Annotated in this window: 21 protein-coding genes, 1 tRNA gene and 1 pseudogene; 8 read left to right on the top strand and 15 right to left on the bottom strand. The window is 67.2% G+C overall.

Features of this window, described 5'->3' with window-relative positions:
- Positions 1–23: 23 nt before the first annotated feature.
- From BKA05_RS15565 to BKA05_RS15530, 8 genes are read right to left on the bottom strand one after another with little or no spacing between them, the layout of a single operon-like run.
- Positions 24–1,346, bottom strand: a complete 1,323-nt coding sequence (locus BKA05_RS15565) for an MCE family protein (RefSeq protein ID WP_179532246.1) — start codon at positions 1,344–1,346, stop codon at positions 24–26.
- Positions 1,346–2,560, bottom strand: coding sequence for an MlaD family protein (locus BKA05_RS15560; RefSeq protein WP_179532245.1), 1,215 nt, complete (start codon positions 2,558–2,560; stop codon positions 1,346–1,348). The genes BKA05_RS15565 and BKA05_RS15560 overlap by 1 nt, the downstream gene beginning before the upstream one ends.
- A complete protein-coding gene (locus BKA05_RS15555) occupies positions 2,557–3,759 on the bottom strand; it encodes an MCE family protein (RefSeq protein WP_179532244.1) in 1,203 nt (400 codons plus the stop codon). Before BKA05_RS15555 ends, BKA05_RS15560 begins: the two co-directional genes overlap by 4 nt.
- A complete protein-coding gene (locus BKA05_RS15550; protein ID WP_179532243.1) occupies positions 3,756–4,742 on the bottom strand; it encodes an MCE family protein in 987 nt (328 codons plus the stop codon). Before BKA05_RS15550 ends, BKA05_RS15555 begins: the two co-directional genes overlap by 4 nt.
- The gene (locus BKA05_RS15545) at positions 4,739–5,779 is read right to left on the bottom strand and encodes an MCE family protein (RefSeq protein WP_179532242.1); all 1,041 of its coding nucleotides are present in this window, start codon (positions 5,777–5,779) and stop codon (positions 4,739–4,741) included. Before BKA05_RS15545 ends, BKA05_RS15550 begins: the two co-directional genes overlap by 4 nt.
- Position 5,780: 1 nt before the next feature.
- Positions 5,781–6,953, bottom strand: coding sequence for an MCE family protein (locus tag BKA05_RS15540; RefSeq protein WP_179532241.1), 1,173 nt, complete (start codon positions 6,951–6,953; stop codon positions 5,781–5,783).
- Positions 6,950–7,774 carry an ABC transporter permease gene (locus BKA05_RS15535; protein ID WP_300459048.1) on the bottom strand — a complete coding sequence of 275 codons (825 nt, stop codon included), beginning with the start codon at positions 7,772–7,774 and terminating at the stop codon, positions 6,950–6,952. Before BKA05_RS15535 ends, BKA05_RS15540 begins: the two co-directional genes overlap by 4 nt.
- A gap of 43 nt (positions 7,775–7,817) precedes the next feature.
- Positions 7,818–8,681 (bottom strand): MlaE family ABC transporter permease, encoded by an 864-nt coding sequence (locus BKA05_RS15530; protein WP_246289812.1) that lies wholly within the window; start codon positions 8,679–8,681, stop codon positions 7,818–7,820.
- Between the two features lie 324 nt (positions 8,682–9,005).
- Between BKA05_RS15530 and BKA05_RS15525 the strand changes: the two genes are divergently transcribed.
- Positions 9,006–10,214: a PucR family transcriptional regulator gene (locus BKA05_RS15525; RefSeq protein ID WP_179532239.1), complete on the top strand. Its 1,209-nt coding sequence runs from the start codon at positions 9,006–9,008 to the stop codon at positions 10,212–10,214.
- Between the two features lie 18 nt (positions 10,215–10,232).
- Here BKA05_RS15525 and BKA05_RS15520 read toward each other — a convergent pair whose 3' ends face one another.
- The 4 genes and pseudogenes from BKA05_RS15520 to BKA05_RS15505 all read right to left on the bottom strand — a co-directional run bounded on the left by BKA05_RS15520 (position 10,233) and on the right by BKA05_RS15505 (position 14,877).
- A complete protein-coding gene (locus BKA05_RS15520; protein ID WP_179532238.1) occupies positions 10,233–11,861 on the bottom strand; it encodes a fatty acid--CoA ligase in 1,629 nt (542 codons plus the stop codon).
- Between the two features lie 73 nt (positions 11,862–11,934).
- Positions 11,935–13,149, bottom strand: a complete 1,215-nt coding sequence (locus BKA05_RS15515) for an FAD-dependent oxidoreductase (RefSeq protein WP_179532237.1) — start codon at positions 13,147–13,149, stop codon at positions 11,935–11,937.
- Positions 13,150–13,160: 11 nt separating this feature from the next.
- Positions 13,161–14,537 (bottom strand): annotated as a pseudogene (locus BKA05_RS15510) (cytochrome P450); the annotation flags it as partial.
- 19 nt (positions 14,538–14,556) lie between these two features.
- Positions 14,557–14,877: a 2Fe-2S iron-sulfur cluster-binding protein gene (locus tag BKA05_RS15505; RefSeq protein ID WP_179532236.1), complete on the bottom strand. Its 321-nt coding sequence runs from the start codon at positions 14,875–14,877 to the stop codon at positions 14,557–14,559.
- Positions 14,878–14,980: 103 nt separating this feature from the next.
- Between BKA05_RS15505 and BKA05_RS15500 the strand changes: the two genes are divergently transcribed.
- Complete coding sequence (locus tag BKA05_RS15500) at positions 14,981–16,072, top strand: helix-turn-helix domain-containing protein (RefSeq protein ID WP_179532235.1); 1,092 nt, start codon at positions 14,981–14,983, stop codon at positions 16,070–16,072.
- Between the two features lie 350 nt (positions 16,073–16,422).
- On the opposite strand, the gene BKA05_RS15495 is transcribed toward BKA05_RS15500, so the two are convergent.
- On the bottom strand, positions 16,423–18,033 hold the full coding sequence (locus tag BKA05_RS15495; RefSeq protein ID WP_179532234.1) for an MFS transporter: 1,611 nt from the start codon (positions 18,031–18,033) through the stop codon (positions 16,423–16,425).
- Between the two features lie 57 nt (positions 18,034–18,090).
- Here BKA05_RS15495 and BKA05_RS15490 point away from each other — a divergent pair, with 57 nt between their 5' ends.
- On the top strand, positions 18,091–18,702 hold the full coding sequence (locus tag BKA05_RS15490) for a TetR/AcrR family transcriptional regulator (protein ID WP_218842424.1): 612 nt from the start codon (positions 18,091–18,093) through the stop codon (positions 18,700–18,702).
- Between the two features lie 959 nt (positions 18,703–19,661).
- Here BKA05_RS15490 and BKA05_RS15485 read toward each other — a convergent pair.
- Positions 19,662–19,734 (bottom strand) — tRNA-Lys (locus BKA05_RS15485).
- Between the two features lie 355 nt (positions 19,735–20,089).
- Between BKA05_RS15485 and BKA05_RS15480 the strand changes: the two genes are divergently transcribed.
- The 5 genes from BKA05_RS15480 to BKA05_RS15460 all read left to right on the top strand — a co-directional run bounded on the left by BKA05_RS15480 (position 20,090) and on the right by BKA05_RS15460 (position 23,563).
- The gene (locus BKA05_RS15480; protein WP_179532232.1) at positions 20,090–20,293 is read left to right on the top strand and encodes a cold-shock protein; all 204 of its coding nucleotides are present in this window, start codon (positions 20,090–20,092) and stop codon (positions 20,291–20,293) included.
- A gap of 249 nt (positions 20,294–20,542) precedes the next feature.
- Positions 20,543–20,737 (top strand): hypothetical protein, encoded by a 195-nt coding sequence (locus BKA05_RS15475; RefSeq protein WP_179529592.1) that lies wholly within the window; start codon positions 20,543–20,545, stop codon positions 20,735–20,737.
- A 66-nt stretch (positions 20,738–20,803) separates the two neighbouring features.
- A complete protein-coding gene (locus BKA05_RS15470; RefSeq protein ID WP_179532231.1) occupies positions 20,804–21,097 on the top strand; it encodes a metal-sensitive transcriptional regulator in 294 nt (97 codons plus the stop codon).
- A 37-nt stretch (positions 21,098–21,134) separates the two neighbouring features.
- Complete coding sequence (locus BKA05_RS15465; RefSeq protein WP_179532230.1) at positions 21,135–21,341, top strand: heavy-metal-associated domain-containing protein; 207 nt, start codon at positions 21,135–21,137, stop codon at positions 21,339–21,341.
- The gene (locus BKA05_RS15460) at positions 21,338–23,563 is read left to right on the top strand and encodes a heavy metal translocating P-type ATPase (protein ID WP_179532229.1); all 2,226 of its coding nucleotides are present in this window, start codon (positions 21,338–21,340) and stop codon (positions 23,561–23,563) included. The genes BKA05_RS15465 and BKA05_RS15460 overlap by 4 nt, the downstream gene beginning before the upstream one ends.
- A 115-nt stretch (positions 23,564–23,678) precedes the next feature.
- On the opposite strand, the gene BKA05_RS15455 is transcribed toward BKA05_RS15460, so the two are convergent.
- A complete protein-coding gene (locus BKA05_RS15455) occupies positions 23,679–24,716 on the bottom strand; it encodes a hypothetical protein (RefSeq protein WP_179532228.1) in 1,038 nt (345 codons plus the stop codon).
- Positions 24,717–24,753: the final 37 nt, after the last annotated feature.

Below are 24,753 nucleotides of genomic sequence, written 5' to 3'. Positions count from 1 at the left end.
TTGAGCGCGAGCGGTCTCGCCGGTCACCGGACGCTCGCCGGCCCGAGGACGAGGCTGCGCCATCCCTGGTCGAGCGACTCCTGGGATGTGGCGACCCCCTGCAGACCCCGCCGCAGGTCGCCACCGCGCGAACCCGACGTGCCCTCGGGCCACACTGCCTTGCCGAACGTCAGGCCGCACGAGGAGGGAAGAGGCCCTCGTCCTCCACCTTGCGGGCACGGCAGCAGCCGAGCCCCACGCACTGACTTCGGGTCCGCATCCGGCACGGTGCAGTGCGCGAGCAGATCGACTTGACGCACCCGATCGACGGAGGGATCTCGTCGCTGGGAGGCCGGCAGGTATCCCTGCGAGCATGCGGGCGGGTTGTTCACGTTGGCTCGCAGATCCAGGTTGACGTCGCCGAACTGCTCACGAGGATTGATGGCGCTCTGCAGCCGTGCCACGGTGACGGGGAAGTACACGAGTCCTTCCTGTATCTGCGGGAGGTAGGTGTTAAGCACCTCCCCGTTCGTCGTGAGGTTGGTGACGAGCAACGGCAGCGTCGGTTGCAGGTCCGAGACGAGCTCAGTGGCCGCGTCGAGCCCCCCGGGGCCTTGCTTGAGAAAGGCCCGGAGGTCGGCGTCGCGTCCGGCCAGCTCATCGGTGAAGACTGCCAGGGACCGCGCGTAGCTCAGGGTGGTGTTGCGCAGGCTCTGCTGGGTCGCCAGGACCGGCTGCGCGGTTCGGATGAGCGACGTGGTGACGGCAAGTCGATCCTGGGCCTCGGTCAACAAGGCGTCAGCGTCGTCGATGAGCCCACGCAGATCGGGTCCGCTGCCCGCGAGACCATCGTCGACCTGATCCAGCACGCGACGCGTCCGCGCAGCAGGGACCGAGTCGAGCAGACCATTGACCGACTCGAGGACCGGGGCGATCTGGGGCATCTCGACGGTCCGCTCGACCCCGATCACGTCGCCATCGGCCAACGTCGCCGGCTCGTCCGACGGGCTTGCCTCGTCGGCGGGTGGCACCAGATCGACGTACTGCTCTCCGATGGCTGAGGTGCTGTGGAGCTCGGCGACGACATCGGAGGGGATCTCGTGTTCGGCATCGATCCGCAGCACTGCGACGGCGCCGTCCTGCCCCAGCTCGAGCTCGGTCACCTTGCCGACCTCGACGCCTTGGTAGGTGACCTGCGCTCGCGGGTAGAGGCCGCTGGCATCGCGATACTCGGCACGCACTTCGTACACGCCGACCCCGAGCATGGCCGGGACGCGCGCGTAGACCACCATGGCGAGGAAGAGCGCCAGGAGAGTGAGCAGGGCGAAGATGCGCAGCTGCCGCTTGATCAGAGGCGTGAGTACCATCAGCAGTCTCCTAGCAGTCCGAGCAGGCACGGACCTCCGGACTCGTCGTCATCCTCTTGGGCAGGCTGTCCCTGCTGACCCTTACCGCCGTTCGACGTCGCGTTGCCCGAACCACCGGCGTCCTGGCCCTGCGTCTGCAGAGGGTCGAGGAGCGGATCACCAGACTGCATCGCCGGCAGTTGCCCCGTCCCGAGCAACAGATCAGCCAAACCGCCGCCGGTGACGGCGATGGTCGCGAAGAGGTTGGAGTAGTCGCCGCGCAGCGTCTTCTCGGTGGTCATGGCTGGGAAGGGGATGGTGATGGCGATCTTGAGAGCCTCGGGCAGGCGCGTGGCTGCCTTGCCGAGGTTGCTCAGGATCGGACCGAGTGCCGCCAGGTTGGCGAGAACGGCTTCCTGGCTCGCTTGGATGACGCCGACGGCACGCGTACTGGCTCGCCCGGACGTCGTCACGGCGTCGACGAGACGAGCGCGCTCCTGCTCCAGTGCAGCGAGGCCGGGTCCCACCTGGTCGATCGCACGCGCGATGACGTCCCTGTCCTCGACCAACCCTCGGCTGAGCCGTTCGAGGGAGTCCAGGGCGCGCACGATCTCCCCGCGGGTCTCGTCAAGGACCGCGAGGAGCTCGTTGGAGCGGGTGACCAGACTTCGGGCGTCCAGCTGACGATCAGCCAGGGCGGAGGTGAGCTCATCGGTGATGGTGCTGATCTGGGAGAGACCTCCGTTGTTGAGCAGCAGAGCGACCCCGGCAAGCACCTGCTCTGTGCCGGGAGCCTGATCGGTGCTAGCGAGCGGAACGTCGTCTCCCTCCTCCAACAATTCGGCCGCGCCAGTCGTTGCTTGCGTGGTGTCGGAGGACACTTGTACGTACTGCGCCCCGAGCAGGGTCTTCTGTCCCACGGTGAATCGCGCATCCCGCGCGATGGGCACCGACTCGAGCAGTCGCAGATCGGCGGCCGCGTGCCAGTCCTCGACCCTGATGTCGGTGACCGTTCCGATGACCACGTCGTCGAGGAGGACTTGGGAGTTGGGCACGAGGTTCTCGACGGACTCGAACCGCACGGTCACGGTGTATCCGTCGGAGCCTGTGGCCACCTGCCCGGGGAGTGTGTTCTCGTTGGGCTGCAGCGAGCAACCTGTTGCGAGGATCGCTGGCAGCAAGCTGACCGCTGCTGCACGAGTTGCTGCAGGGTACCGGCTCGTCGCGGTGCTCATCGTGCGCCTCCGTTGCTCTGCGTGAGCAGGCCACCCAGACTCTGCAGCAGGTCGATCTCGACGCCGGCCAACCCCGGCACCGGAGGGTCGTCACCTTCCGGCTCACCTACGTTGATGCCGGGAACCAGCCCTTGGTCCAGTCCGTCGAGACCCAAGCTCGTCAAGATCGGTTCGATCACCTGGCTGCACTGCGCGGCCGTCCCGCCGGCGCCCAGGATGGCTCCGCAGAGGAGCTGGGGCAGTCCCTCAAGAGCGCTCAGCGTGGCCCGTCCCTTCAGTGCCGACCCCTCGACGATGTTGGCGAGGTTGATGAGCGCGTTGGTGCCGATGTGCAGTGAACCCGCCAGCTCGTTCGACCTGTCGGCCAGCGCCGCAGAGAGGAGGTTCGTCCGCCGGACGGCCTGGGATATCTCTCGACCGTTGTCGTCGAGGAAATTTCGGGCCGTGCGGAACGTGGCGGCGAGATCGCGCAGGACTGCGGTCAAGGCGAAGCGGTTGCGCTCGAGCACTCGGCCCACCGCGTCGATCTCCCGTGCGAATCCTTGCACCGCTCGGTCGTTGAGCGCCAGCGACCTGGTGAAGGTGTCGAGGTTCGCGATGGTGGCGAAGAAGTCGGCTCGCGGGTCGGAGAGCGCCGCTGCGGATGTCCGCAGACCAGCGATAGCCCGGCGCAGCTCGGTTGCATTGCCCTCGCCGAGACTGTCGTCCAACGCGGTGATGGCCCGCGCGAGCGCTCCTTCTTTGCCTTTATCGGGGCCCAATGCCCCGGTCAGGTCGGTCAGCTCCTGCTTCACGTCGTCGAATGTGACCGGCACAGCGGTGCGCTCGATCCCTATCTGGTCTCCGTCGGCGAGTGTCGGGCCACCGGTGTAGACGGGCTCCAACTGAACGAAGCGACCGCTGACGAGGCTGGGCGACACGATGGCTGCTCTCGCGTCAGCAGGCACGGGTTGGTCGTCGTCGAGGCTCAGCTCGACCACGACCCCCGACTCGCCGGGTGTGATGCGGCTAATGCTGCCGACGGGGACTCCCAGCACGCGGACGTCATCGCCCTCGTAGAGGCCTTCGGCGCTGGGGAAGGTGACCTGCACGGTCATGTCCTCGTCGCGTGTGATGGTGAGGCCTGCGGCCAGCAGCAGCGCAAGGACGACGACCAGTGCGGGGCGGCGCAGGGGTACGTCGAGGAGTCGGCGGTTCACGGGAGGATTCCTGACAGGACTGGGGCCAGCGTGGCGGGATCGGTGAGGTTCTGGATGTAGGCGTCGAACCACGGCCCGGTCGAGGCAGCATCGCCGAAGGCCGTGGCGTAGCCGCGCAAACCGGTCACCGTGTCCTGGATCGCCTTGCGATTGCGATTGAGGACGTCCACGATCTCGTTGAGTTGGCTCAGCGCGGGACCGATGACGCGCGCGTTCTCTTGGAGAGCTGCGCGCAGTTGGTCGGACAGGGCACGAGCGCTGCGGAGCAGCTCCTCGATGATGCGTTGCCGAGCGTCGAGCTCGGCGAACAGGGACTCGCCCGCGGTCAGGAGCGAGCCGATCTCCTGGTCACGGTCGGCCAGGACAGCAGTGACGCGGGCGGACCGGTCGAGCAGAACAGCGAGGCGTTCGTCGTTAGTGGCGAGGACTCGGGAGATCTCGGTGATTCCCTGCAAGGCCGGCCCGACTGAATCCTGCGATCCCTCCAACACTGCCGAGGTGCGCGCCAGAGCGCGCTGGAGGGCCTGCTTGTCGATCTCAGCGCTCTCGGTCGTGAGCTGGTTGAGCGCACTGGTGATGTTGTAGGGGGACGAGGTGCGTTCGACCGGGATGGTGTCGCCCTCCTCGAGCGCGCCGTCTCCCTCGGGGACGAGCTCGACGGCAGCGCGCCCCAGCAATGTGGTCGTGATGATCTGCGCCTCAGTCTGATTGCCGAGGGTGACCGTGTCGTCCGTGAGCGCGAGGACGGCAGTCACCGCGCCGTCCTCGAGCCTGACCTCGCGGACCTTGCCCACCTGGGCACCCGAGATCATCACCGCATCACCACCTCGCAACCCTCCCGCCTCGGCGAAGCGCGCCGCGATCGTCCCCGCGTCGCCGACAAGCGGCAATCTGCTCAGGTTGAGGCTCGCAAGGACGATCCCGACGATCAGAAGCGTGCCTAGAGCACCCCGTCGGGCTTGACCGCGGATCAACGCGCTCATGGCTGGCACCTCTCGGCATCGGAATTGATCCACGGCGTCATCACGGCGGGGCCGGCCACGTCGACCTGGACACGGACGCCGCACAAGAAGAAGTTGAAGAAGTTCCCGTACGAGCCGGCGTTCTGCAGCTTGCGGTAGTGCCGAGGGAGTTGCTGCAGCACGGAGACGAGCTCCTTCTTCTCCATGTTGAGTCCGCGCGCAGCGACCGTCAGCGCCCTCAGGTCGGGGGTCAGATCCGCGCGGGCTTTGCTGACGAGATCGGAGGCCTGACGAGCGAACCCGTTGATCCTGTCGGCGGCGATCAAGATCTCGGTGTCCTGCTGGTCGAAGTTCGTGAGGACGGTGTCCAACCCCGCGATGACATTGCTCAACTCCTCCCGTCGACCGTCGACGGTGTCGAGAACCGTGTTGAGGTTGCCGATCACCTGGGTCACCAGTTGTTCACGTTGAGCGATGGTGGAGGTGAACGAGGCGACTCGCGTCGTCAACGTCTGCACAGCAGATTCTTGGCCTTGGAGGACTTGGACCAGTTGCTGTGAGAGCTCATTGACCTGGGTCGGGTTGAGACCGGCGAAGAGTGGTTTGAAACCGTTGAGCAGTGTGTCCAGGTCCAGCGCTGCGGACGTCCGGCTCAGCGGGATGGTCTGCCCAGCAGCGAGTGCCTGACCCTCTTGGGGGGTGGGCGTCGCCAGCTGGATGATCCGGTCACCGATGAGGTTGCGGTACTCGACGGTCGCGGTGGTGTCCTCGTGCAGCGTCAAGGAGTCGTCGACCTCGAAAGCGACGATGACGGTGCTGTCAGGTTGAACCGAGATCTCGGCGACCTGGCCCACGCGGACTCCTGCCGCCCGCACCTGATCGCCCACCTGCAGGCCGGACACGTCAGCGAACTGCGCACGGTAGCCCTGGACCGAGCCGGAGCGATACTCATCGGTCACTGCCGCAACCCAGAAAGTGACCACCGCGGCGACGAGGAGGAAGACGCCGAGGCGCACGAGGTCGGCGCGCTGCTTGCGCTTGACGGGACTGAGGGCCATGTCAGCGTCCTCCGATCCCGAGGATGTCGAGGATGTCCGCGCGATCAGACGTCTGCGGCGAGTCGTCCTTGAACGGATTCACGCCGGTGTCGAAGGTCGGCTGGTACGTGAGCGGCGCTTCGCCAGGGGTGACGTAGGGCAAACCGAAACAGTTCGGTCCACGGTTCTCGCCCAGCACCTTGAGATCCGTCGAGTATCGGTAGGGCTCACGACCACGGACGACCTGGGTGAAAGTCGTGATGCCCGGATTCGTGCCACCGACCGCGAGCTCGGCCAGTTCGTTGCCCTTGGCAAGCCCCTCGATGAGACAAGGGAGCTCAGGGGAGTAGCGAGCCAGGGTTGCGGTCACAGGATCGAGCAGCCGGAGCGAACGACTCAATCCGGGGCCGCTCTGCCGCAGCAGCTCGTCACCTTGACTGGCGAACGAGGTCAGGCTCAGTTCGAGCGCGCGCAGCGAGGCCTGCTGCTGAGCGACGGTGTCGAGGGTCGTGGCGGCGCCACCGAGGGTGGCGATGAGGTCCTCGCGAGCTAGGTCGTACACAGCGGCGACATCGTCGATGCGGCGCACGTCCTCGGCCAGCGCAGGGAGTGAGGGATTGAAGGACTGCAGGTAGTCATCGGTGAGCGTGATCAACTCGCCCAGCACCTCGCCTCGCTGGTCGAGCGCGCCTGCCACGGCACTGAGTGCCTCACTCACCTCGGCCGGCCGAGCGGCCTGCAGCAGTGCGCTGAGGTTCGTGAAGGTCTCATCGACTTCCACCGTGGCGCCTGTGGCGGTGATGACGTCTCCGGCTTCGATCGAGGCGTCGCCCGTACTCCCAGACGGCTCGAGTTGTACGTACTTCGCGCCGAAGGCCGTGGGTGGGACCAGTTGTGCAGTCACCCCGCGTGGCACGAGGTCGGCCTCACTCGGATCCAGCTCGAGCGTGATCCTGGTGCCGTCATCGACGACGGCGACGTCGCTGACACGACCGACCACGACGCCGTGGAGCTTGACCGGCGCACCGGAACTCATGGTCAGGCCTGCGCGGTCGGCAGTCACCACCACGTCGATCGACCTGCGGAAGACGCCGTTGTACTGCATGACGGTGCCGACCATCACAGCCAGGACCAGGATCACCATGGCCAGTCCGGCTGCGGCCTGCCGGTCCGCGAACCATGCCGCGCGCCTCATCCGGCGATCCTGACCGAAGGTCCGCCCCAGATGGCGAGAGCGAAGATGAGGTCGACGAACATCGTCGCGATCAACGCTGACCGCACCGCTCGGCCGACTGCTTGACCGACCCCCGCGGGCCCGCCGCTGGCCCGGAAGCCGTGGAAGCAGCACACCGAGACGATGACCATGGCCATGAGCAGTACCTTGATCGCCGCCAGGAACAGGTCGGTGGGCACCAGGAACGTCTCGAAGTAGTGCTCGTAGGTGCCCGACGCCTGTCCGTAGCCGACCGTCACCACCACGCGGGTGGCCAGCCAGCACGACATGAGCGCGATCGCGAACAGAGGGATGACCGCGATCAGTCCGGCGATGATGCGCGTCGTCACGAGGTAGGGGATGGGCGGGACCGCCATGACCTCCACCGCGTCGATCTCCTCGCTGACCCGCATCGCGCCGATCTGCGCCGTGAAACCCGCGCCGACGGTGGCTGTGAGCGCGATGCCCGCGATGATGGGCGCAACCTCGCGCGTGTTGAAGTAGGCGGAGAAGAAGCCCGACAGCGCGGACACCCCGATGTTGTCGAAGGAGGTGTACGCCTGCAACCCCACCTCGATGCCCGAGGCGGCGGTGAGGAAGCCGATGACGAGCACTGTGCCACCGATGAGTGCGAGGGCTCCGGATCCCAACGACACCTCTGCGAGGAGACGGATGATCTCCTTGGGGTAGCTCCGGACCGTGCGCGGCACTGCCCGGTAGGCCGCAGCATGGAAACCGAGCTGGTCGCCGAGGTCGCGCAGGCCCTGCGCGGGGGATCGCACGAGAGCGGCCAGGGCTGGCACACGGCGGGAGGCGCCGCGAGAAGCGTGTGTGGACATCTCTCCCCTACTTGATCTGCAAGAAGACGGCGCTGATGACGCTGTTGGCCGCGAAGAGCAGCATGAAAGCGAAGACCACGGTCTGGTTGACCGCGTCTCCGACACCCTTCGGACCACCCTTGGCGTTCAGGCCCAGGTAGCAGGCAGTGAGACCCGCGAGCAGCCCGAAGACGGCGGCCTTGATCTCGGAGGCGAGGAAGTCCTCGAGACCCACGAGAAGGGTGAGGTCGGCGACGTACAGGCCAGGGGTCGCGCCCTGGAGTACGACGGAGAAGATGTACCCACCGACCAGTCCCACCACGGTGACCATGCCGTTGAGGGCAACGCCCACCAGCATGGAGGCAAGAACACGGGGGACCACGAGCCGTTGGATGGGGTCGATCCCCAGCGTGACCATGGCGTCGATCTCGTCACGGATCTTGCGCGAGCCGAGGTCCGCGCAGATGGCCGTCGCTCCCGCTCCGGCGACCACTAGGACACTCACGATCGGACCGATCTCGCGCACGACCGCCACGGCCGCACCCGCTCCCGCCAGATCCACTGCGCCGATCTGGATCAGCAGCTGGTTGACCTGGAAGATGATGACGACGCAGAAAGGGATCGCTACCAGGAGCGCCGGCGCGAAAGACACCGTCGTGATGAACCATGCCTGTGACACGAACTCGTTGAAGCGGAAGCGGCGTGTGAACATCTGGCGGAACACGTTGCCCGAAAACGTGTAGAAGTCGCCGAACGTCGCCAGGGTCTGCGCCAGGAAGGTCGACCCCGCCGCCTCGCGCGCGATCTGCTGCGCGGCCGGCGTCATCCCGGAGGGGCCAGCGGCCACGTCGGGGTCGGAGCGGGGAATGGTCTGGCTCGACGACCTCACCATGCCCAGCAGCCCATTCGGCGGAACGATCGGTTGTGTCTGCGCGGCGCGATGCTCGGCATCGAGCGCCGCGCAGCGGTCGCCGTTCGGTAAGGGCCGCAGGGACCCTCAAGCGGCAACGTCCCAACGGACGACCTGTGTCGAACCCCCATGCCTACACCCCTTTGGTTGTGACCACGATTACAACCGAAAGGCGTTGGCTCAGTCTCGTGGGCATTACCAACGGTTGAACATCTCGTTGTGCAAATGCACAATTGCCCGAAGTTGCGTCTGACGTGCGAGGGGTGTGTTGTGTCGGCATCGCCGGTTCCGTGGGTCGTGGAGTGGGTGAACCAGTTCGTCAGCAATGAGGCCACGTCCGAGCGCGTCGACTGGTGGGTCGATCGAACGGTTCGCGGGATCCAGGAAGAGGTGCCGGAGGTCGCCTTGCGCCCCGGTCTAGCGCAACAACTCGACGAGGCCGTGCGTGAGAACTGGTTGAGTTTCCTGCGTCAACTGCCGAGGTCGCGAATGGAATTCGTCTTTGTTCCCGGCGCAGAGCGGATCGCGCGCGAGTCCGCCCAGACAGCACTTCCCCTGGAGGCGTTGAACAGGATCTATCGCATCGCTCAGCAGAGCACGTGGAGCTACGTCACTGATCTGGTCGGTTCAGTCGATGACTCCCGTGCCGAACGTGCAGATCTGCTCATCTTCTTGTGGGAGCGAGCGTCCGCATGGATCGACCGGGCGATCAATGAGACGAGTCGGGTCTACCACGAATCACGTCGACGTATCGATATCAGTCGAAACGCGCTGTGGCTCGAGGCGGTGACCCGCATACTGGCTGGCGAGGCCCTGGACAGCCGATGGATCTCATCGGAACTCGGAGGCTACTCCCTGAGCGGACACCACACGGCCTTCGTTCTTGCGACCGACGACCAGGAAGCTGACACGGAGTCGTTAGAGGAGTCCTATCGTCACTTGGCGGGAGAACTGCGTCTGAGCCAGCCCCTCGTGGTACGCCCCGGCGGACGACGGCTGTGGATGTGGGCGGCGACGACAAGGCCTCTATCAGTCGATGCACACGACGTGTCGATGGACGGACCCATGAGATCGATAAGAGTGGCCGTGGGGCCCAGTCGTCCTGGCCGCTCCGGCTTTGTCTCTTCTCACAATCAGTCACTTCGCATGCTCAACGTGCTGCATCCAGACAAGCGCGGCCTCTTCCTGTACAGCCGCTACGAGTTGTTAGCTCTGCTGGGCTGTGATGAGGAGGTCGACGGGTTCGTTCGTCGGACCTTGGGTGACTTACTCAATCCTGAAGAACATGAGGCACGACTGCGGCAGACCGTCGCGACGTACTTGGCGCTCGATGGAAGCGCCGACCGAACAGCCGCGGCTCTCTCGGTTCACCGCAACACTGTCAGGTACCGCTTGCAGCAGGCCGGCGCCCTCCTGGGGGATCGGCTCTCGGTCACGAGCAGCGATGTGGCCCTCGCTCTCATGCACCTGGACCTGTGTCACGCAGGACGACTCGCCGAACGGCCCGGCGCGTGACAGCAGGCGCAAGCGTCCTCAGATGTTCACGACGAGCAGGGCTCCGGCAGAGTGCTGAGACCGCAGCACCTTCTTGTCGAATTTGCCGACCGATGTCTTCGGCACCTCGCGCACGAAGGACCATCGCTCTGGGAGCCACCACTTAGCAACCTTGCCGTCGAGGAAATCGCGCAACTGCCTCGGGTCGACCGTCGCGCCGTCCCGCAGCACGACCACAGCCAGCGGTCGCTCCTGCCACTTCTCGTCCGGCACGCCGATGACCGTTGCCTCCAAGACGTCAGGGTGACCAGCCAGGAGGAGCTCGAGCTCGACGGAAGAGATCCACTCACCGCCCGACTTGATGACGTCCTTGGCCCTGTCCGTCAGGGTGATGAAGCTGCGCTCGTCGATGCGACCCACGTCGCCGGTGCGCAGCCATCCGTCATCGAACTTCTCCGGGTCCTCGTCACCGACGTAGGACCCCGTGATCCAGGGGCCACGCACCTGGATCTCCCCCACTGACTCGCCGTCGTGGGGCAGCTCGCGGCCGGCATCGTCCACCAAGCGCACCTCGACCCCGGCGACCGGGCGTCCCTGCGTGGCACGCAATGCCCAATGCTCCGACTCGCTCACCGACGCGGGAGGCCTGGCGATGGCTGCGAGCGGCGATGTCTCGGTCATCCCCCAGGCTTGGACGATGGTCACACCGTGGTTCTCCTGGAAGGCACGCATGAGATGGACGGGCACCGCGGATCCACCGCAGGCCACCAGTTTGAGAGACGAGATGTCCTGACCTGGGTGAGCCTGGAGATGATGGAGCACGTCGCTCCAGATGGTCGGCACCGCACCCGCGATCGTCGGACGTTCACGGGCGATAAGTTTGACGAGGGGTTCGGCTTGCAGGAAGCGATCGGGCATCACCAGATCGGCGCCAGCCATGAGCGCTGCGTAGACCAGACCCCAGGCGTTGGCGTGGAACATGGGGACGATCGCAAGGATCGCATCGTCGCCCGTGACGCTGAGTCCGTCGGCGGCGCATGCCGCCATCGAGTGAAGGTACGTCGAGCGGTGGCTGTAGGCGACGCCCTTGGGGTTCCCGGTCGTTCCTGAGGTGTAACACATAGCCGCAGCGCTCAGCTCATCGATCTCTGGCCAGTCGAATCGCTCAGGGTGTCCCTGGAGGAAGTCCTCGTAGCCCACGACGTTCACGCCGTCCCTCTGCAGGGGCGTCAGGTCCACCCCCCCTGTCACGACCACGGTGTGTACCCGCTCGAGGTGGGGGAGGATCGCAGCAAGCAGGGGCGACAGAGTTCCATCGACGAGGACCACCTGGTCATCGGCGTGACGAGCGATGTAGATCAGCTGCTCCGGCGTCAAACGCGGGTTGAGGGTGTGCAGCACGGCGCCCATCGACGGGACAGCGCAGTAAGCCTCGACGTGCTCCTGGTTGTTCCACATCAGGGTTGCCACACGCTCGTCGCCACGGACCCCGATGGCGAGCAGCGCATGCGCCAGCTGGGCTGACCGCCTCCCGACGTCGGCGAACGTTCCCGATCTCACCGATCCGTCTGGCCCCAGAGTTCGGACACGTGCTGTCGCGTTCACTCGCTCTCCGTGCCTGAGGATCGCCGCAGTCGTCAGAGGGACGTTCATCATCGTGCTGAGCATCTATGGGCTCCTTCTTTTGGTTGCGTCTGCCTTCGCGCGACCACAGGCACGGTGCGCTCGAGGTAGCTCAGGTTTACGGATGGGGCTGAAGAGCTCCCTCGAGCTGTGCCCGATCGACCTTGCCGCCCCGGCCGAGTGCCTGTTTGATCCACATGAAATCCCGGGGTCGATTCACACAATCCGCGGCGAGCAACAGGCCATCTCGGAAGTAGAAGCAGGAGAAGTCGCGGTCGGCGGCCGGGTCGCCGCTCAACGAGACCTCGTCGTACCCGGTGTTCAGGCCCGCGATCTGCAGCTTCAGGTCGTACTGGTCGGACCAGAACCAGGGCAGGGCCCTGATGGGCCGTTCCTTGCCGCAGAGCGTGGCCGCTGCCGCTTTCGCCTGCTCGGTGGCGCTCGGTACGGACTCCAAGCGGACCAGCCGGTCGTAGCGAGCCAACCGATGGCTCACGCAGTCGCCCGCCGCCACGATGCGGTCGTCACTGGTGCGGGCGTGGTCGTCGATGACGATGCCGTCGTCGACGCGCAAGCCGGCCTCGGCAGCGAGCTCGGTGTTCGGGACGAGCCCGATGCCGACGATGACGAGGTCGGCCGCGACACGCTCGCCGCCGGTCACACGGACGGCCGTCACCGACGTGTGCCCTTCGATGCCCTCGGCCAGGACGCTCGTTCGGATATCGACGCCAGCCTCGCGGTGCACCCGCTCGTAGAAGCTCGACACCGCGGGGGCGGTGACCCTCGCGAGAACCCGTTCGGCGGCCTCGAGCACGGTCACCTCGAGCCCGAGGGTCCGAAGGGAGGCGGCCGTCTCCAAACCGATGTAGCCGCCGCCGATGATGACAGCGCGTCCTCCCGGCCGCACGGACTGCCGTATCGCCTCGACATCGGCGAAAGTGCGCAGGTAGTGGACCCCCTCGAGCGTGCTGCCGGGCAGGGCAGCACGACGCGCGCGACCTCCGGTGCACAGCGCCAATCCGTCGTACGAGATGGTCCCTCCGTCGCTCGTCCAGATGCGACGCGCTGCTCGATCGAGGCCGGTGACGGTCGCCCTCACCAAGCGGATCCGATGCTTCTCGTAGAACTCGCTCTTGCGTATCGCAAGATCGTCGATGCTGCTCGTGCCGGCGAGGTAGGCCTTGGACAGGGGAGGCCGTTGGTAGGGCAACGCCGCCTCGTCCCCGACCAGGAGGACGTCACCGTCCCAGCCCTCCTGCCGCAGACTCGCGGCTACCTGGGCACCGGCATGGCTGGCGCCGACGACAAGGGCCGTGCCTCTGGCTCGGGTCACGCGACAGTTTTGGGAGTCAACTGGACCATCAGCCGGCTGATTCCTCGGACGAAGTTGGACTGGACATACTCCGGCTCCTCGACCACCTCGATCTTCTCGAAGCGAGGGAGCAACTCCTCCCACAAGATGCGCAGCTGCATCTCCGCGAGCCGATTGCCCATGCAGCGGTGGACACCGAAGCCGAAGGAGATGTGGTTGCGTGCGTTGCTGCGGTCGATGATGAGGTCATCGGGCCGATCGAAAACCCTCTCGTCCCGGTTGCCTGAGGCGTACCACATGATGACCTTGTCGCCCTTGCGGATGAACTGGCCGTTGAGGACGGTGTCCTTCTTGGCGACGCGGCGCATGTAGGCGAGTGGAGTCTGCCAACGGATGATCTCCGAGACCGCGTTCGGGATGAGCTCGGGGTTCGCCTTGAGCTTCTCGAACTGGTCCGGGAACCGGTTGAAGGCCAACACTCCGCCACTCATGGAGTTGCGGGTCGTGTCATTACCTCCCACGATCAGCAGGATCAGGTTGCCGAGGAACTCCATCGGGCGGTCGATCAGGTCCTTGGTGTCCTCATTGCTCTGCAGCATCGTGATCAGGTCGAAGCCCGGCTCTTCGCCTGCAGCGAGGCGCGCCTCCTTGTCGCGCCACAGGGCGCTGAGGCCGCGCGCCGCGTCGACGAAGCCTCGGAAGATCGTGTCGTTGTCGGATGGTCCACCGTTGGCCTGCTCCATGGAGCTGGCAAGGTCCGACCACTCCACGAGCTTGCGTCGCTGCTCGTAGGGGAAGTCGAGCAGCGTCGCCAGCATCCGCGCCGTCAGCTCGATGGAGACGAGATCCACCCAGTTGAACGGCTCGCCAATTGGGAGGTCGTCGAGGACCTCCCTGACGCGCGAGCGGATCAGCGTCTCCATCTCGCGGAGGTTCTTGGGAGCGACGACGCCTTGGACGGCGGCACGCTGCCTGTCGTGCTTCGGCGGATCCATGGCGATGAACATGGCCACGTCCATGAACCGCGGAGGTTCACCGATGATGATGAACGGCTCGGCAGAGAACGTCTCGTGGTCTTTGTCGACCGCGATGATGTCTGCGTGTCGAGTCACCGACCAGAAAGGCCCGAAGGGGCTGTTCGCCTGGTAGTGAACGGGAGCCTCGTCGCGGACACGCTGGTAGTAGGACTGCCACATGCCCTGTCGGTACAGGAAGGGGTTGCTCAGGTCGATGTCGGCGAGCGCGACATCGTCGACGGGCGGGATTGGTCGCTCCGTGAAGATTTTCCGTCCGTTGGTCCGCGTCACAAAACGGCGCGTCCGGTCGTAGAGGTGCGCGCCGCGAATCTGCAGCTCCATCGGCAGCAGCGACTGAGCGCGCTCGCTCATGGTCTCAGTGATCGTCGTCATGCTCACCAGTCCTCTCGGGTCACATCTGGAATTCGGGGAGCCGGACGACGAGGCCGTCACAGCCCTCACTCATGGTCATCTGGCAGGCCAGCCGCGAGGTGGACTCACGCTCGGGATTCATCGAGAGCATCTCTTCCTCAACAGGCGTGGATCGACCCATCACGTCGACCCAGCCCTCGTCCACCACGACGTGGCAGGTCCCGCAGGCCGCCTCACCGCCGCAGTCGCCGTCGATCCCGGGAATCAGGTTGCTGATGGCGATCTGCATCAGTGACTGGCCTTCTTCCAGCGGTGTCTCGTACTTCTCCCCGTCGTGAGAGATGAACGTGATGACTGACATGGGCAACTCCTCGGCTCGTGGACGGTCCTAGTGTTGGCAACTCCCGTGCCTGTGGATATGGTCACGCGTACCAACTTTTTGTGAATTCGGCTCAGGAGGCGATGTGGCACGAACGGAGGTCGGCGTACCTCCGCTGGCCTTCATCCAGTTGCTGGACGGCGGCGTCCTCGACCCTGAGGCAGTCACGCGCTTCCGCCTTCTCCTCGACGCCGAGGGTTGGTCAGAGCTGGACCTGGTTCGACGTGACCACCAGGTCCCCGTGCGTTGGTTTCGTGAGGTCTACCCCGATCTCGATACCGACACCGCGACGCGCTTCGGCCTCGCGTTCGCAGAGCAGGCGCAATTGACGTCCTTCGGACCGCTCAGTCTGCCGCTGGTCAGTGCTGCGTCTGTCGCCGAGGTGTTCGAGCTCCTCGCTTACCTGCCGCTCATCTCGGGAAGTCTGCGTCCTCATTTCCACCACGCCTCGGAGGGCCTGACCGTTGGCCTCGCCGGGCACACTGGCGATCCAGTGCTGGACTGCCTCGTCACCGCCTACTGCGGGGCCGCGCTCCTGCGCGTGGTAGATATGTTGGCTGGGGAACAGCCTGGGATGAACTTGCACCTCGCTTGGCAGGCGCCCCCGGACGCGCTGCTGGAGCGGGACGTCATCGCGGATCGCTTGGTCTTCGACGCACGCACCTCGTTCATCCACGTCCCAACGCACATTCTCGACGTTCCGTGCCGTTTCCCAGATCCGGTCGCCTACCGGATGGCCCTCAGCGAACTCCGGCGCGCCCTGGAGCGCGAGGGGACCCCGAGCAGCGTGACCGAGTCCGTCAGCCGTGCGATCGAGCGCGCACCGGGGTCCAGCAGCCTTTCTCGTGTAGCCGAGGCCATGGGCATGTCGGTCAGCACGTTGAAACGGCGTCTTGAGGCTGAGGGTACGACCTTCCGAGAGGTGCGGGAATCCGTCCTGCGCGAGCGCGCGATCGTGCTGCTCCTCGATCCTGCGCTGCCCATGAGCCAGATCGCTGTCGACCTTGGCTACAGCGACCTGGCCAACTTCCACCACGCGTTCAAGCGCTGGACCAGACGATCCCCGGGCGAGTTTCGACGTGCCGGGATCCGGCCCCGATCGGGGGCGCGACTCACCGTGCCGCCCACCCGCGTTGATCAACCTGATAACGGTGTCGCCGTTCCGGCCATCGAGTGAAACCGGTCGTGATCACCAAGGGCTCGCACTGCTCGATCGAGAACCCGCGAGTTGCACATCGGCTGCGACTCCCCACTCATCACCAGGACCGGCGCGCTACTTGGCGGCCTCGAAGTGCGAGAGCATTAAGTTTAGTTCGTGGCCGCGGCTCGGGACGGCTGGGTGGTCTCCGCAACGAAATGCGCACACAGGTCTTCGGCGTCCTCAGCATGGTCGTCGAGTTGAGACAGCAGAACCACGAATACCCGAAGATCGCTCGTGGCCGGTGCGCGAGGAACCACCTGCACATCTAGTGGGCGGCGTCGGGCTGTCCCCGTTGCAGTGCGCAGCGGTCAAACCGCATGCCTGCTTCACCGCGGCGAGAGGGGCTGACTCCCCTCCCGGGTCTGGGTAGGACGACACGGGACCTGACCCGCCGCTGGGTATCGCGCGACCTTGGTCGGGTGAGTCTTCCTCCGGGCGCCGAGGACCGACGCGGCTGCGCCGACGAGGAGTGCCGAGGTGGCCACCCAAAGAGCTGTTCCGTAACCGTTGGCGAAAGCCTCCACCGCAGTCGACATCAGTTGGGCTCCGTCGCGGCCGAGGTCGCCTGAGATCGCCAAGGCTTGTGCGACGCCGTCCTCGGCGGTTTGTTCGGCTGAGGCTGGGATGCGGGAGTCGGCGAGTCCAGTTGAGAGATCCTGGGCGTAGACGGCGATGAGCACGGAGGCGGCCACGGCCCCGCCCAGTGCGCCGCCGACCTCGCGAGTGACGTCGTTGACGGCGGCCGAAAGGGTTCGTCGATCGTCGGGGAGTCCGCCGATGATGAGGGTGGTCCCGGGAGTGATAGCCAGCCCGAAGCCGAAGCCGAACACGATCAACGTGGCTGCGAACACCCAGAGAGCCTGTCCGCCGCCAGCCTGAGCAGCAAGTGCGCCGGTAGCCATCGCCATGAGGGCCATTCCCAGACCGGCGAGCCGTCCGGGTCCGAGCTTTTCCAGCAGGGCGGGTCCAGCTGCTGAGGCTGGGCCGATGCCGACGGCGACGGGAAGGAGCCATAGTGCTGTCTCGAGTGAGTCGAGACGATGGACGTACTGAAGCCATTGAGGAGCCAGGAAGAAGAACCCGAAGGCGGCGAAGAACTGGAGAAAGACGATCAGGCTCCCGGTGGCGAGGAAGGGTGAGGTGAATAGTCGTACGTCGAGCATGGGCTCGTGGGTGCGCAACTCGTGCCAGACGAACAGGGCGAGGAGCGCTCCTCCGGCGAGAGCGCCGACGACGACAGGTGCCGATGTCCACCCGCGTTCTGGCCCCTCGATCACTGCGAAAACGATTCCGGCCAGACCGCCGAGCGACAGCAGGCCGCCAGGCACGTCCAGCGCGAGATCGGGATTGTTCGAGGGCGGCACGACGGCAGCGCATGCAATCACCGTCAAGCCGGCGGCCACGCCGTAGACGACCTGGACGCTGCCCCACCAGAACTGGTCCAGTAGCACGCCTGCGGCGAGGATTCCCACGAGGGCGCCGGCACCGGAGACGCCCGCCCATACCGACACGGCGCGGCTCTGCTCATCTTCGGGGTAGGCGTCGACAAGCACAGAAAGGGTGGCGGGCATGACGGCAGCCGCCCCCACCCCGGCGACTCCTCGGAGCGCGATGAGCCCTCCTGGGTCGTCTACCAGTCCCGACGTGAAGCTGGCGGCCGCGAAGAGTGCGAGACCCAGAAGGAGTGCAGATCGACGGCCGAATCGGTCCGCTGCGATGCCGACAGGGAGGAGCAGGGCGGCGAAGACAAGGGCGTAGGCGTTGACGACCCACGTCAACTGGGTCTGATTTGCGCCGGTAGCCGTGGCGATGTCGGGCAAGGCGAGAGACAGCGAGGAGCCGGCTCCGATGACGAGCGCCAGAGCCAGGCACATGACGAAGAGCAGAAGTTTGAGACCGCCGCGTGGGGGATGAGGGTGGCGCTGTGGAGTGCCCATACCCGGAGTATGCACACAGTGCAAAATGCACATTGAATGCAAAGTTACGCTGGATGCATGGACTTGCGCTCACGGAGACGCCTGCAGGTCCGTCGCGACGTCGCGGAGAAGGCCGCGAGACTCTTCGCCGAGCGGGGCTACGAGCACGTCACCGTTGCTGAGATCGCAGCCGCCGCTGGAATCTCGCGGCGCACGTTCTTCACCCACTTCGCCAGCAAGGAGGAGGCTGCTCTCGCCAGTGCCGCAGATGTCCTGGAATCCTTGCAACGATCATTGTCCGCGAAGAAGTCGGAGATCAGTTTCACGAGCGTCGTTCGCGACAACGTCTCGGAGCTCATCGCGTGGCACGAGCATCACGCTGAGCTCCTCGAGCAACGCCGTCGCATAGCGCTCTCGAACCCGGACTTGGCAGCCAAGGTCGCAGCCGCTCGGACACAGGCCGAACGGGACATGGTGACGCCCCACCTTGCTGCGGAGCTCGGTCTCCCACCCGACCACCACACCGTCATGCTGGTCGTGGGCGCCTTCACCGGTCTGGGAGACGTCTTGATGTCGCGAGCTCCGGACCTGCTGCCTGCCGATGTGGCGACGCTGGCGGACGAGGCCTTGGATCTGTTCGAGGCGCTCCTGCTGCGGGTCAAGCAAACGCTCCCGGGAACATCAATTTGAGGGTCGAGGGCCCGCATGCTCACCTGCGTGCATCGCTCCGCTCATGGGCTCGGTGTTGGTCGTGATCTGTCGTGTGTGGTGCTGCTCCTCAACCAGTCCGAACTCGACTTGGCCTGCCCGTCGCGCAACGCGAAGACCAGGTCGCCGGGTGACGCCGATCATCGAAGTCTGTGCTGACCGGTAACGCGTGGTGCTCCCGGAGAGCATGCAGCGGCCGGCGATCTCGGGCGGGTCGAGGCGCTGGAGTCATACATGGTCAGGGTCCCGCACCTGGAGTTCGATGTCCGCGAGCATCTGGCCTACACCAGGGTGGTAGCGGCGTCTGTGTCACTTGGCACCGCCTCCAAGTGCGCAGCGGATGCACGGTGCTGCGCAAGCCCGCCGAGGACACCCGACCGCCGGACCGCGAGCACTGCAGGAGCCACGTCGGGTGGCTGCTCGACCAGGTGGCAGTCATCGTCGGCGTCCAGTTTCACGGGGTCTCTGCCCAGTCGCGTCGGCCTCCCGGCCGTTTCGGCCTGCACAGGGGATGCGCCTTCCGTTCACGCACGGGCCGCGGTGAGCGGGGAACCACACCAGGTCGCCCGCGCTCCTCGCTACCGGCGAACGGTCGTCGCCTGTGCACCCCGGTCTGGCCGCCGATGCCCGCCAGCTGTTGCTCGACGTCCCAACAGTCTTGTGGAGTGCAAACAAGGGAGGTGTTGGCCGTGACATATTCGCGCCAACGCTCCGCTGACCGGGCGCTCCACTGCAGGTCAGAGGCTATGCACGGTCCGGACTGTAAAGCCGCCGACATCGAGTCGGGGGCTCAGTCGAGTCCCGGGCTCGCTGCGATGGCCTACCTCCCACGCTGTCGCTGCGTGCGTAGGTCTGGTCACGAGTGTGGCGAGTTTTTGGCGACCAACGGTGGGGCGGGCTCGGGTGCAATCGATCCCGCCCCAGGTCAGCGACTTCTTGAGTAGGCCCCGTGGGACTCGAACCCACAACCAAGAGATTAAAAGTCTCCTGCTCTGCCCATTGAGCTAGGGGCCCGCACGCCCCGAATCGCGGGCGTATGGCCCAGCCTAGACGGCCACGGGAGGCGCTCCGTCGGGCGGTGGAGGCCCCTGTCGCAGGGGTCATGTCACACGCCTGTCGCAGACTCTTCATCCCCAGGTTCTGAAATTCGGTCGCCCGGACTCTTTGCACGATCCAGTCAGGCGGTAGTGTCGGGCACGCAACCGATGCAAGTTCCAGCAGGTCGACGCCCGCGGAGTTTGTGATCCAACGGCGTTCCTCCTTGTTCCACGGTCCCCGGACCCTGCAAGTCGGAGCGACGTGTCACCCAGCACCGGTTGTGGGCCGCCGAAGTGGCGGTCCTCGCCCCGATGAAGGAGTAACGAGCACAATGGCTCAGGGCACCGTGAAGTGGTTCAACGCCGAGAAGGGTTTCGGCTTCATTGCGCAGGAGGACGGCGGCGACGACGTCTTCGTGCACTACTCGGCGATCCAGACCCAGGGCTACAAGTCCCTGGACGAGAACCAGAAGGTCGAGTTCGACGTCACGTCGGGCCCGAAGGGTCCGCAGGCGGAGAACGTTCGTCCTCTCTGACCTACGGTTGAGTCGCGTCTGACGCGATCACCACGACGGGGCCCCAGCCGCACGGCTGGGGCCCCGTTGCCGTCCCCGGGGGCGTACGCCGAGGGGCTGGCGCGGCTGGGTCGGGCCGGTGGCCGAGCCGACCCGGGCTGCTGGTCCGTACCGGCGAGTGGCCCACCCGGGTGGTTCGACACCCCCCGGACGGGTCACTTTGGAAACAGGGGGTTTGGCAGCCGGGTGCCTCGGGCACTCTGGTGCTCGATGGACGTCCACAGGTTGAGTGAGGGCAGCGTGCACGATCAGTTCGACGTGTCGCTCGAGGACGCCGACCTGCTCGGCGAGGTCGAGCTGACCACCAACCTCATCATCGCTGCCTCCGAGGTCGACGAGCACCTCTCGCAGGCGGAGATCGACGCCATCCTCGGCGTCCTGCCGTACCCCCGCGCCGGCTCCTGACCGGCCGCCGCCAGGAGCGTCGCTCTTGCGGCTTGCGTGAATACCATAGGGGGGTACCCTATTGACATGAGCGAGAGCCAGCACGGCTACATCCACCGCAAGGACGACTACCTCAAGCGGCTGCGCCGCATCGAGGGGCAGGCCCGCGGGCTGCAGCGGATGGTCGAGGAGGAGCAGTACTGCATCGACATCCTCACCCAGGTCTCGGCGATGACGAAGGCGCTGCACGCCGTCTCCCTGGGTCTGCTCGAGGAGCACCTGGGCCACTGCGTCGTCGGTGCGGCCCGGTCCTCCGACGAGGAGGCCGAGCAGAAGGTCACCGAGGCCATGGACGCGATCGCGCGCCTGGTCCGCTCCTGACCCCCATCCGACCCGTCACCCCCCACGAGGAGAGCCCATGAGCACCACCAGCACCTGGACCGTCACCGGCATGACCTGCGGCCACTGCGTCGCCTCGGTCACCGAGGAGCTGCAGGAGGTGGCCGGCGTCGAGGACGTCGCGGTCACCCTCGAGACCGGCGAGGTCGTCGTGACCAGCGCCGAGCCGCTCTCCCGCGAGGCCGTCGAGGCCGCCGTGGGCGAGGCCGGCTACCAGCTGGCATGAGCAGCGCGCCCACGACCGACGCCGGGTCGACCCACGAGGTCGACCTGGCCGTCACCGGCATGACCTGCGCCTCCTGTGCGCACCGCATCGAGCGCAAGCTCAACAAGCTCGACGGCGTGCGGGCCTCGGTCAACTACGCCACCGAGAAGGCCCACGTCGTCTTCCCCGCCGGCCTCGACACCGAGGTGCTGCTCGAGACCGTCGCCCAGGCCGGGTACGCCGCTGAGCTGCCGCGCCCGCAGGCCGACGACGACGCGGTGAGCGAGCGCGAGGTGGCCGCGCTGCGGCGCCGCCTGCTCGTCGCGGCCGCGCTCTCGGTGCCGGTCGTCGCGCTGGCGATGGTGCCCGCGCTGCAGCTGACCGGCTGGCAGTGGTGGTCGCTGGTGCTGGCCACGCCGGTCGCCACCTGGGCTGCCTGGCCGTTCCACCGGGCCGCCGTGACCAACCTGCGCCACGGCGCGGTCACCATGGACACCCTGGTGTCGATGGGCGTCACGGCCGCCTACACGTGGTCGGTCGTCGCGCTGACCGTCGGCGACGCCGGCCACCTCGGGATGACCCACGGCTTCTCCTGGACCGCCGAGCGCGGCGACGGCCTCTCGATGATCTACCTCGAGGTCGCTGCCGGCGTCACGACCTTCCTGCTGGCCGGCCGCTACGCCGAGAAGCGGGCCAAGCGCCGCGCCGGCGCCGCGCTCCGCGCCCTGCTCGCGCTCTCCGCCGCGGAGGCCACCGTGCTGCGCGAGGGCCAGGAGGTCCGGGTCACGGCCGAGGACCTCGGGGTCGACGAGCTGGTGGTCGTGCGTCCGGGCGAGCGGATCGCCGCCGATGGGGTCGTCGAGTCCGGCGCCTCCGCGGTCGACGCCTCGATGCTCACCGGCGAGCCGGTGCCCGTCGACGTGGGGCCCGGCGACGAGGTCACCGGCGGTTGCGTCAACACCTCCGGACGCCTGGTCGTGCGCACCACGCGGGTCGGCTCCGACACCGCCCTGGCCCAGATGGCCCGGCTGGTCGAGGAGGCCCAGCAGGGCAAGGCGGAGGTCCAGCGGCTCGCCGACCGGGTCTCCTCGGTCTTCGTGCCGGTCGTCGTGGGGCTCGCGATGCTCACCGTCCTCGGCTGGCTGGTGGCCGGTGAGGGGTGGACGGTCGCGCTGTCGGCAGCCGTCTCGGTCCTCGTGATCGCCTGCCCGTGCGCCCTCGGGCTCGCCACGCCCACGGCCCTGATGGTCGGCACCGGGCGGGGCGCGCAGCTCGGGGTCCTCATCCGCGGCCCGGAGGTGCTCGAGCAGACCCGACGGGTCGACACCGTCGTACTCGACAAGACCGGGACGGTCACGACCGGCCGGATGTCGCTGGTCGACGTCGTCGCGATCGACGCCGACGAGCAGGACGTACGCCGCCGGGCCGCCGCCCTGGAGTCGGCCTCCGAGCACCCGATCGCCCGTGCGGTCGCCGAGGGCTGGCCGGGCGAGCGGCCCGAGGTGGTCGGCTTCGCCAACCACGAGGGCCTCGGGGTGACCGGCGAGGTCGAGGGCACCCGCGTCGTCGTCGGCAAGGCCGCCCTCCTGGAGCGCGAGGGCGTGAACGTGGGCGACGAGGTCGCCGCCGCTCTCGCCGCCGCCCGGGGGACCGGCGGCACGCCGGTGCTGGTGGGCTGGGACGGTCACGCGCGTGGTGTCCTGGTGGTGGCCGACACCGTCAAGGAGACCTCGGGAGAGGCCGTCGCCCTGCTGCGCGGGCTGGGCCTGGAGCCGGTGCTGCTGACCGGCGACCACGAGCAGGCCGCGCGCACGGTCGCCGCCGAGGTCGGCATCGACCGGGTCGTCGCCGACGTGCTGCCGGCCGACAAGCTCGCCGAGGTGCGCCGCCTGCAGGCCGAGGGCCGGGTCGTGGCCATGGTCGGTGACGGGGTCAACGACGCCGCGGCCCTGGCCGCAGCCGACCTCGGGATCGCCCTCGGCACCGGCACCGACGTGGCGATGGAGGCCTCCGACCTCACGCTGGTCTCCGGGGACCTTCGGGTCGCGGCCACCGCCGTCCGGCTCTCCCGCCGCACCCTGGCCACCATCCGGGCCAACCTGTTCTGGGCGTTCGCCTACAACGTCGCCGCCCTGCCGGTCGCCGTCGCCGGGCTGCTCAGCCCGATGCTCGCCGGCGCCGCCATGGCCGCCTCGTCACTGGTCGTGGTCGGCAACAGCCTGCGGCTGCGCGCGTTCCGCTGAGACGGGTAGGTGGTCGAGCAGCGACGAGCGCCGGCGAGGATCGGGTGTCGGGACCACGTGTGCGAGACCGGTGGTCTCGACGCCCGCTCGCTCGCTGCTCGACCACCCGGGTGGCTCAGCAGGAGGCGAACAGCACCGGCCCCGAGGACAGGTCGGAGAGCACGAACGCGGAGGGCTCCGGCTCCAGGGAGAGCCGCACCATCGTCCCCTCGGCGGTGACCTCGCGGACCGCGAACCGGTCGGAGAAGTCGCCGCCCTGGCCAGGGGCGGGGCCGGCGGCGAGCACCGCACGGGTGTCGGCGTTGGTGCGGGCCTGGTCGTCGTTCTCGAAGCCGAGCAGCACCTCGGCGTCGCCGCCGGGCAGCAGACCCATCGCGAACGCGGTGACCGGGTTGATCTTGCCGGCGGCCGCGAGCAGCTGGTCGGCGGTGGCCTGGTCGGTCTCGTCGGCCTGCCCCATCGCCAGCGACTCACAGGCGTGGTCGGCGGTGTAGACGACCGCGGCGGCCGGGGACTCGCGGAAGGAGTCGGCGAGGTCGGCGACCGCCTCGGCGGGGCCGTCGGTGGAGGCCAGGGCGGTCTCGAGGTACGGCTGGCGGTCACCGGCCCACAGCAGGCCGTCGCGCACCGCGACGTACTGCAGGGTGGGGGTCGCGCTCAGGCCGGTGCGGCCGGCGATGCCGGCGAGCAGCTCGGTGCCGCCGACCCAGACGCCGTCGTCCTCGTCGGGACGCTGGTAGCCCAGGGCGGCCAATCGGTCGGTCACCGACTCCGCGCTCGCCTCGCCCAGGGCCACGATCTCGACCGCGCCCTCGGGCGACTGCGCCAGCAGCTCCCAGTCCACGGTCGCCGGCGACCAGCCGAACTCGGCCGACAGCAGCGGCGCGCTCGCCACCAGCCCGGACGCGGAGGTCAGGTCGGCGTCGAACCCGGCGTCCAGCAGCTCGGCCAGGTCTCCCTCCGAGGCGGACGCGCCGACCTCCTCGCGGACGGCCGCCCAGTCGGTGAAGGTGTAGCGCTGGGCGTCGGCGGGAGCCAGGGCCACGGCCTCGCCGAGCGTCGAGCCCGGTATGCCGAGGAGCCGCACGGCCACGAGGCCGGCCCCGAGGAGCAGGACGGCGACCGCGGTGGTGAGCAGGATGCGGGTGCGCATGGGGCGGGTGTCTCCTGGGTCGGGTCCCTGGGTCGGG

This window comes from Nocardioides marinus (assembly GCF_013408145.1).
Lineage (GTDB): Bacteria > Actinomycetota > Actinomycetes > Propionibacteriales > Nocardioidaceae > Nocardioides > Nocardioides marinus.
Note: the sequence above shows the minus strand (reverse complement) of the source record. Positions and strands in the feature narration are given on the sequence as shown.